Consider the following 16,034-nt stretch of genomic DNA (forward strand, 5'->3'; position numbering starts at 1 on the left):
GACCACGACCGGTGACAGCAGGGCCACTTTCCTCCCACCCGTGACAGGAAAGTTCCCCTGCTGCCACCAAGCCGCAGCCGTCACCCGGGCAGCAGGACGAACCGGCGCTCGGCGATCCGCTCCACCGCCGCCCTGCTGTAGGCCAGCGGGAAGTACTCCCCGGCGCGCCACGGCTCGGCCAGGTCCCGGTAGTGCGGGCTGGCCGGATCCCCGGACTGCCCGGGCGCGTTGATCGCGACGGAACTGTCCCAGCCGCCGACGTCGAGCACCATCCGGAACGACGGGCCGTTGAGCTGCCGGAAGTCGGTGAGCTGGTAGCCGGACTGGTTGACCGTGTCGGGTGAGCCGCCGCGGGGCATCGGTCCGACGGTGAAGCGGCGGTCCTGCGCGTCGTCGAACGCATCGGAGGCGGGGTGCTCGAACAGCGTGTGCAGCAGCGAACCCCACGCCCACCGCCCTTGGCCCGGACCGAGCTTCTCGCGCACCTCGGCCACCGCCGAGGCGAGGCTGTCCAGCAGCAGCGCGTCGCGGGCCGCGGGGTCGCGCAGCCACCGCCCGGGGTGCTCCAGCTCCTCGAGCAGAACCAGGGTGTCCGGGGAGCCGATGTGCTGGGCCACGGTCGGCGCGGCCGCCACCACGAAGTCCGGACCGAGGTGCTTGCCGAGCCAGACCTCGAACAGCGCCGCCGCCGCCGAGTCCGCCGACTCCACGCAGTCCCAGCCGCGCAGCAGCCGCACCGCCCGCGCCAGCCCGGCATCCCGCCCGTCCGGGTCCGGCAGCAGCGGGATGATCCGGCGCGCGGGCAGGCAGAGCTGGTCGAGCTGCAACCGCTGCGAATCGGCCACCGAGTGCCTCGGTTGGCGGGACAGCACCTCAACGATCCGCTGGTGGCGGAACGGGTTGGTCCACTCGTAGCCGAGCCCGAGGTCCTGGTGGCTGGGCGGGAGGTTGAACTGGTTCGCGGTGGCGACGAACCCCTCGGGCGGGTTCAGCGACCGGGGCAGGTCGTCGCCGGAGCGGAAACCGTCCCACTCGTAGCGGCCGTCGCCGGGCACCGGCAGCAGCCCGTCGTAGCCGACCCGGTTGGGCGCCAGCCCGCCGGGGACCCACCCGATGTTGCCCGCGGTGTCGGCGTACACCTGGTTCTCGGTGGGCGCGCCCCAGTTGCGCATCGCGGCGGTGAACTCCTCGAAGCTGCGGGCCCGCATGTAGGCGATGCTGCCGAAATACGGCGACATCCCGGGTTCCAGCCAGGCGGTGCGCACCGCGTAGGCGCGGTGCTGCTCGGCGTCGACGTGGATCACCGGACCGTGCCGGGTGAAGGGCAGCTCGACGACCTCGGCGCCCCCGTCGCGCACGGGGACCTGCTCGCGCAGCACCACCATCGGCTCCCAGCCGTCGCGGTAGCGGTACCGGGAGTGGTCAGCCGGGTCGAGCTCGTAGACGTAGAGGTCCTCCTGGTCGACGGGGAAGATGGTGAGCCCGAACGCGATGGTGCCGTTGTGCCCGATGGAGATGCCGGGCAGCGCCGGCTCGCCCGCGCCGATCACGTCGAGCCCCGGCGCGGACAGGTGCGCCAGGTAGCGCAGCGAGGGCGCGGCGTAGGACCGGTGCGGGTCGTTGGCGAGCACCGGCCGTCCGGTGGCGGTGCGCGCGCCGCTGACCGCCCAGTTGTTGCTGCCCTCGGTGTGCATGTCGGGCAGCGGCTTCGGCCGCACCTCGCCGCCGGTGAACTCGACTTCCTGGACGGCCAGCGCGAACACGTCGAGCACCGCGTCCGGCAGTGCGCACGGGTCGAGCCCGTCGGGCACCACCGTCCGGTGCGCGGGTTGCAGCCCCTGCCGGACCAGGTCGGTGTCGACGTCGGCGCCGCAGGCCACCCGCGCTCGCTGCACCTCGCTGGCCAGGTTGCGGGTGAGCCCGTGGCTGCGGATGCGCACCACGTCGGCCGCTTCCCAGCGCGCCGGGCGGTAACCGAGCAGCCCGAACTCCTCCGGCAGCGCCTCCGGGTGCGCCTCCAACCAGTCGAGGTAGGCGTTGATCCCGGCGGTGAAGCGGGTCGCGATGCGCTCGGCGTCCGGCGCGTAGCGGGACCACTCCGCCGCCATGTCGCCCCGGTACAGGAACAGCCGGGTGGCGCGGTCCTGCTCGACGTAGTCCGGGCCGAGCACCTCGGAGAGCAGCCCGAGACCGCGCCGCCGCCACAGGTCGATCTGGAACAGCCGCTCGCGGGCGGCGTTGAACCCCTGGGCGAGGAACACGTCGTCCTCGGTGGCGGCGTAGAGGTGCGGCACGCCGTAGCGGTCCTCCACCAGTTCGACCGGTGCGCTCAGCCCCGGAACCCGGTACCGCCCGTCTTCGCGGTCGGCGGCGTGCCCGGACGGGCTCACCAACCCCGCCCCCGCTGCTCCCGCGACCCCCGCCGCTCCCGCGACCGTCGCGACCATCCCCTGCCGCCGGGACAAGCGCACATCACCAAGGCCCACCACAACCCCTCCCCGCCGCCGACAGGGAGATTGTTCAGCGGTGGAAGGACTTTCACAAGGATGCACGTGGGTCACGCCGGGCGGGTCCGCCGCAAGGCGCGGGCGATGAACCCGATCTCCCGGTCCAGCCCGCAGCCTCCGCCGCAGCTGTTCCCCGCGCGCTGGTGCAGCGCCCGGGCCAGCAGCAACGCCGCCGCGTCGACGTCGGCATCACCTCCTCGGACGGGCAGCGCGGTGGCGATCACGGCGCGGATCTGCTCCACCAGGAGGCGGAACCGGCCTTGCGACGCGTCGCGCACGGCGGCGTGGGTGTCGGCTTCCCGCCACAGCACCCGGGCCACCGGCCGCGCGTCGAACTCGCGCACCAAGCGCCGCAGGCTGCCCGCCAGATCACCGCGCACCGCCACGTCGGGCACCGCCGGCTCCGGCAGCCCCTCGACGAGCGCGGTCAGCAGGTCCTGCTTGCGCCGGAAGTAGTAGTGGATCAAGCCCTTCGGGACTCCGGCCCGTTCGGCGATCCGGGACGTCGGCGTCGCATCGAAACCGCGTTCGGCGAACAGCTCGCCCGCCGCGGTGAGGATGCGCTGCCGCGCATCGTGCGACATCGCCCCTCCCCTCCTCGGGGAAGGGACCGCGCGACCTTTCGGCCGCGCGGTCGTGCGGAGCCCGGGACGGCGCGGCACCGCCCGGGCGGCTGTCATCAGTGCTGGCCCGCCATGCCCCGCCGGTGCATCGAGCCGGCTTCCGGCAAGGCGGCGGCCCCCGCGAGCACCGTGAGCGCGCCGACGATCCAGGAGGTCCACGCCGCACCGGTCAGGTCCGCGTAACCCAGGACCCACGGTGCGATGAACATCAGCACGCCCAACGCCATGTGGACGTACTCGCTGGTCATCGAGCTCGGCATGGCCAGCGACCAGGCGCTGGCGATCACCAGCAGCGCACCGAGCACGATCATCGCCGACAGCGCACCGCCGTTGGTGGTGGTCCACAGGGTCGACAGGACGAGGTACGCGCCCAGCACCACCCCGAGCCAGTCCTGCCAGCGGACCCACGGCTTCGTGGTCGAACCGTTCGACTCAGCCACGTCGATCACCTCCACGAGGGTGTCGGACAAGTTCCAGGGTTCGCTTGGTCGGCCGACCGGTCAAGACGCCGCGACCGGGCCTTTGGTCCCCTCGTGCGGGCGACGACCACCACAGAAAAAGCCCCGGAAGACGGGGTGCGCGCTGCACGCGGACGTCGTCTTGCAGGTAGCTTGGGGAGCATGGGCCTTGCCGACGACCGCGATCTGCTGCCACTGGGCTCCGGCTTCGACCTCGCTCGGAAGAACGGGTACGACCGCGCACAGGTGGACGAACACCTGGAGCGCCTCGACGCCGACATCCGGATCCTCACCTCGGACCGCGATGCCGCCGTGTCGCAGGCCAGTGACCTCTCCAAGCAGTTGGAGGCGGCCCGCTCCGAGGTCGAGAACCTGCGCGGGCAGGTGGAACGCCTCGCCAAGCCGCCGACAACGCTGGAGGGCCTCAGCGAGCGGTTGCAGCGGATGCTGCGCCTCGCCCAGGACGAGGCCAACGACATCCGCTCCCGCGCGGAAGCCGATGCCGGTGAGGTCCGGCGGCGTTCCGAAGCCGAGGCGGGCTCCCTGCGCACCCGCTACGAGCAGCTCATCGCCGAGCTCGACAGCAGACGCAGCGAGATGGAGACCGAGCACCGCACCCTCATCGAGGGCGCGAAGGCCGAGGCGGAGCGGATCACCCGCGAGGCCGAGGAGAACCGCAAGCGCTCCGACCAGGAGTCCGAGGCCCGGCGCACCCAGGTCGAGGAGGACTTCGAGATCGCCATGGCGGCCCGGCGCACCGAGTCCATGCGGTTGCTCGCCGAGCAGGAGACCACCAGCAAGAACGAAGCCGAGCGGCGCGTCCGCGAGGCCACCGAAGAAGCCAACCGGCGACTGCGGGAGGGCACCACCGAGGCGCACCGCCGGGTCCGCGAGGCCACCGACGAGGCCAACCGCCTCACCCAGGAGACCAAGACCAAGGTCGACACCCTCACCCGCGAGTCCACCGAGGCCGCCGAGAAGCGCGAGAAGGACAGCATCGCCGCGGCCGAGAAGCGGGAGGCGGACAGCACCCGCGAGGCCGAGGAACGGATCGCCGCGGCCACCGAGAAGGCCACCACCATGGTCCGGGAGGCCACCGAGGAGGCCACCCGGGTCATCGACGACGGCCGGCGGGAGAGCAAGCGCCTGGTCAACGAGGCCCGCGCGGACGCCGAACGCCGCCTCGGCGCCACCACCGAGGAGTGCCAGCGGCGGCTGGCCAAGGCCGACGAGCACGTGCACTCGCTCACCGAGCTGCGCGACACCGTCGCCGCCAAGCTCCGCGACGCGGCCGGGCTGCTCGGCCAAACCACGCCCCTGCTGGAGCGGCTCGCCCAGGAGGACACCGAGGAGGCCAAGCTCCGCGAGACCGCGGCCGAGGCCCGCGAGCAGGCCCGCAAGGACGCCGAAGGGGCCGTCGCCGCCGACCGGCCCGACCAGGCCGCACCCGCCGAGACCGCGGACGAGTCCGGGAAGACCGCCAACGACGGGCCCACCGAGAAGATCCGCCGCGACAAGATGCCCGGCTACAACCCGGAGGAGCCCACCCGGCGCATCCAGCTACCGGTGCCCGAGGAGCAGCCGCAGCGCAGCCACAGCGCCACCCGCGTCGAGAAGAGCTGAGCCTCAGCCGAGGCCGGTGCGCTCCAGCCAGGTGCGCACCACCGCGGCGAAGGCCTCCGGCGTCTCCACCGGAGGCAGGTGGCCCGCCTCCGGGAGCACCACCAGCTCACCGCCGGGAACCGCGTCGGCGAGCACCTGCGCGGCCGCGGGCGGGGTCAGGACGTCCTCAGCACCCACGACGACCAGCGCCGGACCGGTGAAGGAGCGCAGCACCGCCGTGCTGTCCGGCCGGGCCGCCATCGCCCGCTGCGACCAGGCGACCCCCGCCGCGGGCTGGTCCTCGATCAGCCCCCGCACCCGCGCCACGACCTCCGGGCGCTGGTCGTGCGAGGCGCGTCCGACCAGGTTCGCCGCGCTGCTCTCCGCCAGCCAGCCCGCGGTGCCCTCCCGCTCGGCGCGCTCGGCCACCGACAACCGGTTCGCCCGCTGGTCCGCGTCGTCGGCCACCGCCTTCGTGTCGGCCAGCAGCAGCCCCGCCACCCGCTCCGGTGCGGCGCGCAGCAGCGCCATCGCCACGTAGCCGCCCATCGAACAGCCGCCCAGCACCACCCGGTCGAGTTCCAGCCGGTCCAGCAGTCCCAGCACCCCGGCGGCGGCGATGTCGATCCCCGGCTCGTCGACCTCGGCCGCGGACGCGCCGAGCCCGCCCACGTCCGGTGCGATCACCCGGACCTGGGAGTCGAGCCGCGGACGCACCTCGTCCCACATCCGCCCGTCCACCGGGAAGGCGTGCAGCAGCACCAGCGGCGTTCCAGCGCCGGATTCGACGTAATGCACGCCCCCATCCTGCCGGACGTGGCGGCTGGGTGCCGGTGGCAGCAGGGGAACTTTCCTGCCACCGGTGACAGGAAAGTTCCCCTGCTGCCACCAGCGCGCCGGAGCCCGAGGCGGTCAGGAGTCGACGATGGTGACCTGGCGGGTCTCCGACGGCCCGTCCCAGGTGCGCGGCAGCGGCGTCGGCACCTCGGGCACCACCGCCTGCACGATCGCGTCGAGCGCCGCTTCCGCCTTGCCGACCCACAGGTGCTTGGTGTCCGGGAAGCCGACGACCCGTGCCTGCTGGATCGGCGCGAACCGCTGCCGCGCCTCGTCGGGCTGCAGGTAGTCGTCGTGCTCGGGGATCAGCGCATGCACGGGCTTGCCGGACTCGCCCCACGCCCGGAGGTGCTCCTCGGTGCTCCACCGCAGCGGCGGGGACAGCAGGACCGCGCCTTCGACCAGCGGATCGAGGCCGTGCACCAGGGTCAGGTCGGTGCCGAACGACCAGCCGACGAGCCACACGTGCGGCAGGTCGTGGAACTCGGCGTACTCGAGGGCGGCGACGACGTCGTGGCGCTCGGCGTTGCCGTGGTCGAAGGTGCCCTGGCTGCGCCCGGCCTCACTGGCGGTCCCCCGCGTGTTGAACCGGAGCACGGCGAGGTCGGCCAGGGCGGGCAGCCGGAACGCGGCCTTGCGGTACAGGTGCGAGTCCATCATGCCGCCGTGGGTGGGCAGCGGGTGCAGGCAGACCAGCGTCGCCCGGGGCGGCCGGTCCTGCGGCACCGACAGCTCGCCGATCAGCTCCAGGTCGTCCGCGGTGTGCAGGGTGATCGGTTCCCGGTGGGCCGGGAGCACGGTGTTGGCGCGGATCTCGGTGCTCATCGCCTCAGATACTGCCACGAACGGATGATTCCGGTCGCCGCGGCCTCAGGACCAGCGCCGGGTGGGCCCACGACGGCTGCGCGCGTTCCAGCACCCGTTGTGCCAGTGCCTGCGATCGCCGACCCCGCCCTCTTCAGCCCCCGGCCAGGCGACCACGTGCGCGATGCCGGGCCGGATCTCGTGGTCGCAGCCGGGGCAGCGGTAGTGCTTGGTGGCCTGCGCCGCGGGCACGGTCCGCACCATCCACTCGCCGTCCGCGGCCTGCTCGACGCGCGACCAGCCGAACCCGGTACCCATCGACCGGGTGGTGGTGTCGGCTCCCCTCGGACGCCGGGGGCGGTTGCGTCGTGGCACCCGACCACGGTAGCTCGCGGGTCGCGGTGCGGTGGCGCGGCGGTCAGGCCGCGGGCAGTCGCGGCCAGGTGGCGGCGGCCAGGCCGCGCGCGTACTCGCAGGCGTCGATCCCCGTCTCCCCCGGTACGGCGACGACCAGCATGGCCACCTCGACCTGACCGGAAGCGGGATCACCGAAGGGGCGGTGCGCCGTCTCCGCCGAGCACAGCGGGACGCTCGGGTCGCCCCCGACGACGCTGAGGACGGTGCGCCGACCCGCGATCACCTCCTCCACGGCCGCGCCGTGCAGCACGGTCGGCGGTGCGCCAGCCGTGTGCGAGTACTGGATCCGCGGTGCGTCGGCCGCGGGTTCGCCCCAGCGGCACTGGTGCCGAGCCGGGGCGGAGACGGGCTCGGCGTCGGCCAGGCCCGGAACCTGGGCCACCACCGCGGTATCCAGCACCGCGCACGGATCGACCAGCGCCAACGAGTCGGCGGGGAACCGGTGGTGCCCCACCTCGCCGCGCTGCACCACCTCGGCGGCGAACTCGGCCCCGGCCTGCGCCACCCCGCACAGCCCGGCTCCCGGGTCGCCGCTGAGCAGATCGGCACTGACGTTCATCGCGATCCCGTCGCCGAACAGCAGCGGGCGCGCGCAGTGGCCCGGGATCGGGGCGTCGTGGCGGAGGCGCAGCGCGCCGTGCTGCCGCACCGGCCCGCTCGGCGGCCCCGGCGGCACCCGCTCCAGTTCCCCGACGCTGAGCTGCGCCAGCGAGCCGTCCGGGAGCTCCACATGCAGCAGGCAGTAGTCCAGGGACACCGTCGCCGCCGACCGGGCGACGCCGACGTGGGCGAGAGCGGCGGGGTCGGTCAGCGTGCACGGATCCACCGTGCGCAGATCGCCGAGCATCTCCGCAGCCCCGGCGGGTTCAGCGACCACCTTCTCGCCGGGCGGGGTGCAGCCCCCCACGACGGCGAGCAGCCACACCAGGACGAGCGGCAGGCGGAGGAGGCGGACCCGCTTCGGCACCGACCCAGCCTAACCCCGCCGCCGGGGCCGGATCCGCTCCGGCGTGGCAGCAGGGGAACCTTCCGGTCACAGGTGGGAGGAAAGTTCCCCTGCTGCCACCGGTGACAGGAAGGTTCCCCTGCTGCCATCCCCGCACGCACGACGGAACCCCCGATCAACGGACTTGGGTTCTAGTGGTCGTTGCAACACCCGGGTTCCGGGGATGCGATGGACTTCGAGATCCGCAAGGACCGCAAGCCGCAGGGAGGCAAGAAGCTCCACGAGGAGCGGGCTGCCTATCTTGATCTTGTGCGGCAGGGGTTGAGCAACCGGCAGGCGTGCGCGCTCGTCGGTGTGAATGAGCGGACCGGGCGGGAATGGCGTCACGGGCGACCGGACGGACGTAAGAAGAGGCCACGGGTTCCGGCTGATGCGGCCGGTCCCGTGGCTCTTTCTCGTTCGGGCAGGTCGATCGAGGTACGCGGGTCCTCGCGCTACCTAGGCGAGGACGAGCGGGTTCACATCGCCGACCGGTGGCGGGAGAGGGCGTCGATCCGCACCATCGCCCAGGAGCTGGGGCGCGCACCGTCGACGGTCAGCCGGGAGATCCGCCGCAATGGGATGCCGCTGCGGGGCGATGCTCGCCGGTGGTCTTACCGGCCTCACTCAGCGCATCGACGTGCGAAAACGCGCCGCAAACGGCCCAAACCACGCAAGATCCACACGACTCCGCAGCTCAGAGCGGTCATTCAGGACGGGTTGAACCGCAAGTGGAGTCCGGAACAGATCGCGACCATGCTCCGCCAGGACTACCCGTATGACCAGGAGATGCACGTGGTTCACGAGACGATCTACCAGGCGCTCTACGTCCAGGGCCGCGGCGAGCTACGGCGTGAGCTGGCCAAGGCGCTGCGCACCGGCCGGGCGATACGCAAGCCCCACCGCAAGCCTGACCAGCGACTTCCCCGGTTCACCCATCCTATGCTGATGATCAGCCAGAGGCCGGCCGAAGTCGCTGACCGGGCCGTGCCCGGCCACTGGGAAGGCGATCTGATCATCGGCCGGGACAGCGGTTCGGCGATCGGCACCCTGGTCGAACGCAGCACCCGCTACGTCATGCTCATGCACCTGTCGGGCAGCCGCGACGCCGTGGCTGTTCGCGATGCCCTCATCCGCACCATGCGGCGAGTGCCTGAGCACCTGACCCGGTCGCTGACCTGGGACCAGGGCGTGGAGATGGGGTTGCACCGCGAGTTCTCCCTGGCCACTGGCATCCCGGTCTACTTCTGCGATCCGCACTCACCCTGGCAACGCGGCTCGAACGAAAACACGAACGGCCTGCTGCGCCAGTACTTCCCGAAAGGCACCGACCTCAGCATCCACAGCCGCGAGCACCTGGATGCCGTCGCCGCCGAACTCAACGGCCGTCCACGCAAAACGCTCGGCTGGAAAACCCCAGCCGAGCGTCTCGCTACGCTACTCACCAACACCAACTAGCAGCGGTGTTGCAACAACCCCTGGAATCCACCGGAGACCGGGGGTTCCCGAGAGGTCGCTACTCGTCGAAGTGGCGTTCGGCCAGCTCGCGGATGCGAGCGACTGCCTGGGTGGCGTCCGGCCCGGTGGCGCGCACCACGATCCGGTCGCCCTTGCGGGCGCCCAGCCCCATCAGCCCGAGCACGCTGGCGGCATCGGCTTCCTGCTCGCCGAGCGAAATCAGCACCTCGGCCTGCAGCCCGGTCAGCGACCGGGCGAGCAGCGCGGCCGGTCGGGCGTGCAGGCCGACGTCGTTGGTCAGCTCCAGCTCTTCCCTGACCTCCTCGGCGGGACCGCCGAGTTCGTCGCCGTCCTCGGCGCGGGGGCTCTGCCGCGGATCGGCTTCGGCGGCGCGGGCCACGGCCCGCAGATCGGCACCGCCCTGCGCCGCGACGGCCGCCGCGACGGCGCCTTCCACCAGGGCCGCGTCCGCGACGACGGCCGAGTTCGGGTCACCGAGCATCTCGACGACCAGTTCCGCGGTCATCTGCGCGCTGCCGAGGTCGTAGAGCAGGACGCTGCCGTCCCCGCTGTCGGCGTCGGACAACGCTGCGGACACCCGCTCGTAGTCGGTGCCGATACCGCCGCCGGGCAGCCCACCGGCCGCGACCACCACCACGTCCGGCGCCATCTGGGCGGCCAGTTCCACCACCCCTTCGGCGAGGGCGGCGCTGTGCGAGACGATCACCAGTCCGACGCTCACGCGACCGCCCCCGCGAATGCGGCCAGCAGCAGCGCCGTCGACCGGGCTCCCGGATCGACGTGCCCGGCGCTGCGCTCGCCCAGGTACGACGCCCGGCCCTTGCGCGCCACGAGTTCGCCGGTCCCCCGCGCGCCCTCCGCCGCGGCCTCCGCGGCTGCGGTGAGCACCTCTCGTGGGGTGGCTCCGGAATCGGCGGCCGCCTTGGCCGCCTCCACTGCCGGGGACAGCGCGTCGAGCATGGTCTTGTCCCCGGCGACGGCCTTGCCCCGGGCCACCACACCGCCCGAGGCCGCCTCCAGCGCCTTCGCCACTCCCGCACCGTCGAGCTCGGCGGCGTCACCCACCGCCGACGCGGCCCGCAGCAGGGCCGTGCCGTAGAGCGGGCCCGACGCACCGCCGACGGTGGAGATCAGCACCGTCGCCGCCGACTTGAGCACCGCGCCGGGTGTTTCCGGCGGGGTCGAAGTCACGGCGGAGACCACCGCGCGGAATCCGCGGTCCATGTTCTCCCCGTGGTCGGCGTCGCCGATCTCGCGGTCCAGAGCGACCAGCTCGTCGCGGTGCTCGGCGATCGATTCCGCCCCGGCGCGCAGCGCCTCGATCACGTTCTGTGCCGTACAACCCATCAATCCACCCGTTCCTCCGGTCACCAGCACAGCGCCGCGGTGCGGACCGGCTCGTCCCACAGCTCGGTGAGTTCGTCGTCGAGCTTGAGCAGCGTCAGGCTCATGCCCTGCATCTCCAGGCTCGTCGTGTAGGGGCCGACCAGGCGCCTGCGGACCCGGATGCCGCGTTCGGCGAGCAGCCGCTCGGCGATGCCGTGCGCCAGGTAGAGCTCCATCAGCGGAGTGGCGCCCATCGAGTTGGTGAACAGCAGGACGTCGTCGCCCTCGGCGAACGGCAGATCCTCCAGGATCGGGTCGAGCAGGGCCCGCACCGCCTCGTCCGCCGAAGCCGCGGGAACCCGCGCCCGTCCCGGTTCGGCGTGGATGCCGATGCCGAGCTCCATCTCGTCGGCCGGGAGCGCGAAGCTCGGCTCCCCGACGTGCGGGACGGTCGGGGCGGTCAGCGCCAGCCCCATCGAGCGGACCTGGTCGACGATCCGCCGGGCCAACCGCTCGCAGGTGTCCAGATCGGATCCGCGCTCCGCGGCCGCGCCGACGATCTTCTCCAGCAGCACGGTGCCGCCGACCCCGCGACGTCCGGCGGTGTGCGTGGAATCCTTCACCGCGACGTCGTCGTCGATGACCACGGTGCGCACGTCGAGGCCGTCGACCCCGGCGAGCTCGGCCGCCGTCTCGAAGTTGAGCACGTCGCCGGTGTAGTTCTTCACCACCAGCAGCACGCCGGCACCGCCGTGCGCGGCACCGATCGCGGCCTGCACCGCGTCCGGCGTGGGCGAGGTGAACACCGCACCCGGGACGGCGGCGGCCAGCATCCCGGAGCCCACGAAGCCGCCGTGCAGCGGTTCGTGCCCCGAACCTCCTCCGGAGATCACCGCCACCCGACCGGTGACCGGCGCGTCGGCGCGCACGATGGTCGCCGGGTCGAAGGACACCGCGATCAGATCGGAATGCGCGGCGGCCATACCGCGCAGCGATTCGACGACCACGTCGGCCGGGTCGTTGATGATCTTCTTCACCCGAAGGCCTCCTTGCCGGGGCTGAGCGGATCGGGGCGTCCGCCGGTACGGACGCCGAGGGTTCCCTCGATCAACTGTGCATGCAAGGTTGCCCTCCTCGCATCCGCACGGGGTGGCAGCAGGGGAACCTTCCTGTCACCGGTGAGAGGAAAGTTCCCCTACTGCCACCGACCGGACCGGCTTCCCACCGACCGGAGATGACAGGAAGGTTCCCCTGCTGCCACCTGCCCCTCAACGCCCCCGCATCAGCCGGACCAGGCGCACGAGCCGCCGCACGGTGCCCTTGGACCGGCCGAAGCTCATCGGGTTCAGCGGCATCGCGAACCGGGCGCGGGTGACGGCCTGGGAGCGGGTGAACTCGCGCAGCCCGTCCGCGCCGTGGATGCGTCCGAACCCGGAGTCGCCGACCCCGCCGAAGGGCAGCGCGGGCACGGCCGCGAAGGAGATCACCGAGTTGACCGAGACCATCCCGGAGCGCAGCCTGCGCGCCAGCTCGAGCCCGCGCGACCGGGAGAACACCGTGCCGCCGAGCCCGTAGCGGGAGCTGTTGGCCTGCGCCACGCCTTCGTCGGCGTCGCGGACCCGCTGCACGACGATCGTCGGACCGAAGGTCTCCTCGGTGATGGCTTCGGAGTCGGCGGCGACGTCGGTGAGCACGACGGGTTCCACGAACGGTGGACGCACGGAGTGCTCGCCGCCGACCACGGCCCGCCCACCGCCGCGCAGCGCGTCGTCGATGTGCCCGCGGATCACGTCGACCTGCGAGGCCATCGTGATGGGCCCGAGGTGGGCGTTGGGTTCGCCGCCGGGCCGGAGCTTGCGGGCCCGCTCGGTGACGAGCTCGAGGAACCGGTCGGCGACGGCGTCGACGACGTAGACGCGTTCGACGCCGATGCAGGTCTGCCCGGCGTTGGACATGGCGCCCCACACGGCGGCCTCGGCCGCGGCGGGGAGGTCGGCGTCGACGTCGACGATGAGCGCGTCCTTGCCCCCGCACTCGACGAGCACCGGGGTGAGGCTCTGGGCGCAGGAGGCCATCACCCGCTTGCCGGTGGCGGTGGACCCGGTGAAGGCGATCTTGTCGACGCCGGAGGTGCACAGCGCGGCGCCGGTCTCGCCGTACCCGGTGACGACGTGCAGCACCGGGTGATCGGGCACCGCTTCGGCGAAGCTGCGGGCCAGCCAGGCGCCGACACCGGGGGTGAGCTCGCTGGGCTTGAACACCACGGCGTTGCCCGCGGCCAGGGCGTACGCGAGGGAACCCATCGGGGTGAACACCGGGTAGTTCCACGGCCCGATGACTCCGACGACGCCGAGCGGCAGGTATTCGACGGTGGCGGCCTGGTTGGCCATCAGGAACCCGGCGGGGACCTTGCGCCGCTTGAGCACCTTCTCGGCGTTGGCCGCGGCCCAGTGCAGGTGGTCGATGACCAGGACGAGTTCGAGCTTGGCGTCGTCGAGCGGTTTGCCGGTCTCGGCGCACACCAGCCCGGCGATCTCGTCGAGGCGCCGGGCGAGCATCCGGCGCCACGCGTCGAGGTGCTGCTTGCGGATGGCGAACCCGAGCTCGGCCCACGCGGTCTGCGCCTGGCGGGCCTCGCGCACGGCCGCCGCGACGTCGGCCTCGTCGTGGATCGGGTGGCGGCCGACGACCTCACCGGTGCGCGGATCGAGGGATTCGAAGGCGGGGGGCGCGGCCTCCCCGGTGGACGGGTCGACGTCGCGTCGGGCGGTCTGGGTCATGGCCGGCCTCCCACCTTTACATCGTTCGTTGTCATCGCGAAGCTTACGGAACCGCGCAACCTCCGGAACCCCGTCGCGTTCCCCGCCGTTCAGCGCCCGCGGTGCGAACGCACGACGGCGCCCCCGCCGGTTCAGCGGGGGCGCCGGTCGAGAGTTCCGATCACTGCTGCGCCGGGTCGGACTCCTCCGGTTCGTCGGGCACGACGATCGGCCGCAACTTCGTCCACACCACGAAGATCAGCGCGAACACGATCATGCCGATGCCGGACCACAGGTTGATGTTGATGCCCGCGGCCTTCTCGGTCGCCGCGGGCGACTGCACCAGGCCGACGATGGTCAGGACCACCCCGTAGATGGCGAACAGCAGGGCGATGACCGAGCGGACGTCGAAGGCGCCCGCGCGGTGTCCCGAACGGCGGGTTTCAGCGGTCATGGGATGCCTCCTGGCGTCATCCGAAGATGATGTTGAGCAGGATGGTGATCAGCAGTGCGATCCCGGCCAGCAGTCCCGGCTTGCGGTACCAGCCGGCGTCCTCGCCGGTGGACGACGCGGTGCGGGACGCCTTCGGCGTCAACGAGTACACCAGACCGGTCAGCTCGGTCACCGGCTTGGGCCGGGTCGCGTAGCTGACGACCACGCTGACCACGATGTCCACCACGAACGCCACCCCGGCACCGACGAAGCTGGCGCCTTGACCGGGCAGGTTCAGCACGCCGGTCTCGGCCAGCGCGAACACCGCGACCGCGGACACGGTGCCGAGCACCAGGCCCACCCAGCCCGCCGTGGGCGTCATCCGCTTCCAGAACATGCCGAGGATGAACGTGGCGAACAACGGCGCGTTGAAGAACGAGAACAACTGCTGGAGGTAGTCCATCAGGTTCTCGTAGCCCGCCGCGATGAACGCGGTGCCCACCGCACCGAAGGTGGCGCCGACGGTCACCCAGCGGCCCATCTTCAGGTAGTAGTCGTCCGGCCGGTCCTTGACCACGTAGGACTGCCAGATGTCGTAGGTGAACACCGTGTTGAACGAGCTCAGGTTGGCCGCCATGCCCGCCATGAACGAAGCGAGCAGACCGGCCAGCGCGACGCCCAGGATGCCGTTGGGCAGCAGGTCGCGCATCAGCAGCAGCAGCGCGTCGTTGTAGTCGACGGCACCCTCGCCGGTCTGCTTGAACACCGCGAGGTCCTGCACCACGACGGCGGCGATCATGCCCGGGATGATCACGATGAACGGGATCAGCAGCTTCGGGAAGGCGCCGATGATCGGGGTGCGCTGGGCGGCCGACATGCTCTTGGACGCCATCGCGCGCTGGACCTCGACGAAGTTGGTGGTCCAGTAGCCGAAGGACAGCACGAAGCCCAGACCGAAGACGATCCCGACCACGCTGAGGATGTTGTTGGTGAACCCGGTCAGCTCGGTGCCCGGCCAGGCGCTGAGCTGCTCCGCCCCGCCGGGGCTGGCCGAGACCCTGTCGACCAGGCCGGAGATCCCGCCGACCTCGTGCAACCCGACCAGGGTCAGCGGCAGCAGCGCCGCCACGATCACGAAGAACTGCAGCACCTCGTTGTAGATCGCCGCCGACAACCCGCCGAGCGTGATGTAGGACAGCACGATCAGCGCCGCGACCAGCACCGACAGCCACAGCTCCCAGCCCAGGAGCACGTTGACGATGCTGCCGAGCAAGTAGAGGTTCACGCCCGCGATGAGGACCTGGGCGAGCGCGAAGCTGATGCCGTTGACCAGGTGGGCGGGCTTGCCGAAGCGGCGCAGCATGAATTCCGGAACGCTGCGGACCTTCGAGCCGTAGTAGAACGGCATCATCACGACGCCGAGGAACAGCATCGCCGGGACCGCGCCGATCCAGAAGTAGTGCATGGTCGGCATGCCGTACTCGGCGCCATTGGCCGACATGCCGATGATCTCGATCGCCCCGAGGTTCGCCGCGATGAACGCCAGACCTGTCACCCACGCCGGCAGCGAACGGCCGGAGAGGAAGAAGTCCAGGCTGGTGGAGACCGAACGGCGGGCCAGGAAGCCGATCCCGAGGACGAACGCGAAGTAGATCGCCAGCAGCACGTAGTCGACGACACCCGCGTCGAGCCTCAACTGCTCCTGGGCTAGCACATCCACTGCTACCCCACCTCCAGAACCAACAAAGTCAAACGTGAATCACCACTCTTGCGACAGCAGACGGACAGTACCGCACAGAAGAAC

General features: G+C 71.8%; 15 protein-coding genes. 2 read left to right on the top strand and 13 right to left on the bottom strand.

Going from position 1 to position 16,034, the window contains the following annotated elements; all coding sequences use genetic code 11:
• Positions 1-80 precede the first annotated feature (80 nt).
• The 3 genes from ACQP0T_RS22660 to ACQP0T_RS22670 all read right to left on the bottom strand — a co-directional run bounded on the left by ACQP0T_RS22660 (position 81) and on the right by ACQP0T_RS22670 (position 3,570).
• Positions 81-2,486, bottom strand: a complete 2,406-nt coding sequence (locus ACQP0T_RS22660) for a penicillin acylase family protein (RefSeq protein WP_433869878.1) — start codon at positions 2,484-2,486, stop codon at positions 81-83.
• Positions 2,487-2,557: 71 nt separating this feature from the next.
• Positions 2,558-3,091, bottom strand: a complete 534-nt coding sequence (locus ACQP0T_RS22665; protein ID WP_433869879.1) for a TetR/AcrR family transcriptional regulator — start codon at positions 3,089-3,091, stop codon at positions 2,558-2,560.
• Between the two features lie 95 nt (positions 3,092-3,186).
• Positions 3,187-3,570, bottom strand: coding sequence for an SPW repeat protein (locus ACQP0T_RS22670; protein ID WP_433869880.1), 384 nt, complete (start codon positions 3,568-3,570; stop codon positions 3,187-3,189).
• 180 nt (positions 3,571-3,750) lie between these two features.
• Between ACQP0T_RS22670 and ACQP0T_RS22675 the strand changes: the two genes are divergently transcribed.
• Positions 3,751-5,211, top strand: coding sequence for a M protein (locus ACQP0T_RS22675; RefSeq protein ID WP_433869881.1), 1,461 nt, complete (start codon positions 3,751-3,753; stop codon positions 5,209-5,211).
• A gap of 3 nt (positions 5,212-5,214) precedes the next feature.
• Here the strand turns inward: ACQP0T_RS22675 and ACQP0T_RS22680 are convergent, their stop codons facing one another.
• The 4 genes from ACQP0T_RS22680 to ACQP0T_RS22695 all read right to left on the bottom strand — a co-directional run bounded on the left by ACQP0T_RS22680 (position 5,215) and on the right by ACQP0T_RS22695 (position 8,215).
• Positions 5,215-5,988 carry an alpha/beta fold hydrolase gene (locus ACQP0T_RS22680; protein WP_433869882.1) on the bottom strand — a complete coding sequence of 258 codons (774 nt, stop codon included), beginning with the start codon at positions 5,986-5,988 and terminating at the stop codon, positions 5,215-5,217.
• A gap of 114 nt (positions 5,989-6,102) precedes the next feature.
• On the bottom strand, positions 6,103-6,852 hold the full coding sequence (locus ACQP0T_RS22685) for an alpha/beta hydrolase (protein WP_433869883.1): 750 nt from the start codon (positions 6,850-6,852) through the stop codon (positions 6,103-6,105).
• Between the two features lie 45 nt (positions 6,853-6,897).
• On the bottom strand, positions 6,898-7,206 hold the full coding sequence (locus ACQP0T_RS22690) for a hypothetical protein (protein ID WP_369774692.1): 309 nt from the start codon (positions 7,204-7,206) through the stop codon (positions 6,898-6,900).
• Positions 7,207-7,249: 43 nt separating this feature from the next.
• Positions 7,250-8,215: a hypothetical protein gene (locus ACQP0T_RS22695; RefSeq protein WP_433869884.1), complete on the bottom strand. Its 966-nt coding sequence runs from the start codon at positions 8,213-8,215 to the stop codon at positions 7,250-7,252.
• Between the two features lie 300 nt (positions 8,216-8,515).
• Between ACQP0T_RS22695 and ACQP0T_RS22700 the strand changes: the two genes are divergently transcribed.
• A complete protein-coding gene (locus ACQP0T_RS22700) occupies positions 8,516-9,691 on the top strand; it encodes an IS30 family transposase (protein WP_433873818.1) in 1,176 nt (391 codons plus the stop codon).
• A gap of 58 nt (positions 9,692-9,749) precedes the next feature.
• Here ACQP0T_RS22700 and dhaM read toward each other — a convergent pair whose 3' ends face one another.
• From dhaM to ACQP0T_RS22730, 6 genes are all read right to left on the bottom strand, one after another.
• A complete protein-coding gene (gene dhaM / locus ACQP0T_RS22705) occupies positions 9,750-10,433 on the bottom strand; it encodes a dihydroxyacetone kinase phosphoryl donor subunit DhaM (RefSeq protein ID WP_433869885.1) in 684 nt (227 codons plus the stop codon).
• Positions 10,430-11,059, bottom strand: coding sequence for a dihydroxyacetone kinase subunit DhaL (gene dhaL / locus ACQP0T_RS22710; RefSeq protein ID WP_433869886.1), 630 nt, complete (start codon positions 11,057-11,059; stop codon positions 10,430-10,432). Before dhaL ends, dhaM begins: the two co-directional genes overlap by 4 nt.
• A gap of 20 nt (positions 11,060-11,079) precedes the next feature.
• A complete protein-coding gene (gene dhaK / locus ACQP0T_RS22715; RefSeq protein ID WP_433869887.1) occupies positions 11,080-12,075 on the bottom strand; it encodes a dihydroxyacetone kinase subunit DhaK in 996 nt (331 codons plus the stop codon).
• 231 nt (positions 12,076-12,306) lie between these two features.
• Positions 12,307-13,818 carry an aldehyde dehydrogenase family protein gene (locus tag ACQP0T_RS22720; protein ID WP_433869888.1) on the bottom strand — a complete coding sequence of 504 codons (1,512 nt, stop codon included), beginning with the start codon at positions 13,816-13,818 and terminating at the stop codon, positions 12,307-12,309.
• 160 nt (positions 13,819-13,978) lie between these two features.
• Complete coding sequence (locus ACQP0T_RS22725; RefSeq protein ID WP_433869889.1) at positions 13,979-14,251, bottom strand: hypothetical protein; 273 nt, start codon at positions 14,249-14,251, stop codon at positions 13,979-13,981.
• Between the two features lie 16 nt (positions 14,252-14,267).
• Positions 14,268-15,950 carry a sodium:solute symporter family protein gene (locus ACQP0T_RS22730; RefSeq protein ID WP_433869890.1) on the bottom strand — a complete coding sequence of 561 codons (1,683 nt, stop codon included), beginning with the start codon at positions 15,948-15,950 and terminating at the stop codon, positions 14,268-14,270.
• Positions 15,951-16,034: the final 84 nt, after the last annotated feature.

The organism is Saccharopolyspora sp. CA-218241, assembly GCF_050954615.1.
GTDB lineage: Bacteria > Actinomycetota > Actinomycetes > Mycobacteriales > Pseudonocardiaceae > Saccharopolyspora > Saccharopolyspora cebuensis.

Coding starts and splice junctions, on each gene's coding strand:
- ACQP0T_RS22720 (WP_433869888.1), bottom strand. CDS start 13,818: ATGACCCAGACCGCCCGACGCGACGTCGACCCGTCCACCGGGGAGGCC.
- ACQP0T_RS22685 (WP_433869883.1), bottom strand. CDS start 6,852: ATGAGCACCGAGATCCGCGCCAACACCGTGCTCCCGGCCCACCGGGAA.
- ACQP0T_RS22675 (WP_433869881.1), top strand. CDS start 3,751: ATGGGCCTTGCCGACGACCGCGATCTGCTGCCACTGGGCTCCGGCTTC.
- ACQP0T_RS22725 (WP_433869889.1), bottom strand. CDS start 14,251: ATGACCGCTGAAACCCGCCGTTCGGGACACCGCGCGGGCGCCTTCGAC.
- ACQP0T_RS22665 (WP_433869879.1), bottom strand. CDS start 3,091: ATGTCGCACGATGCGCGGCAGCGCATCCTCACCGCGGCGGGCGAGCTG.
- dhaL (WP_433869886.1), bottom strand. CDS start 11,059: ATGGGTTGTACGGCACAGAACGTGATCGAGGCGCTGCGCGCCGGGGCG.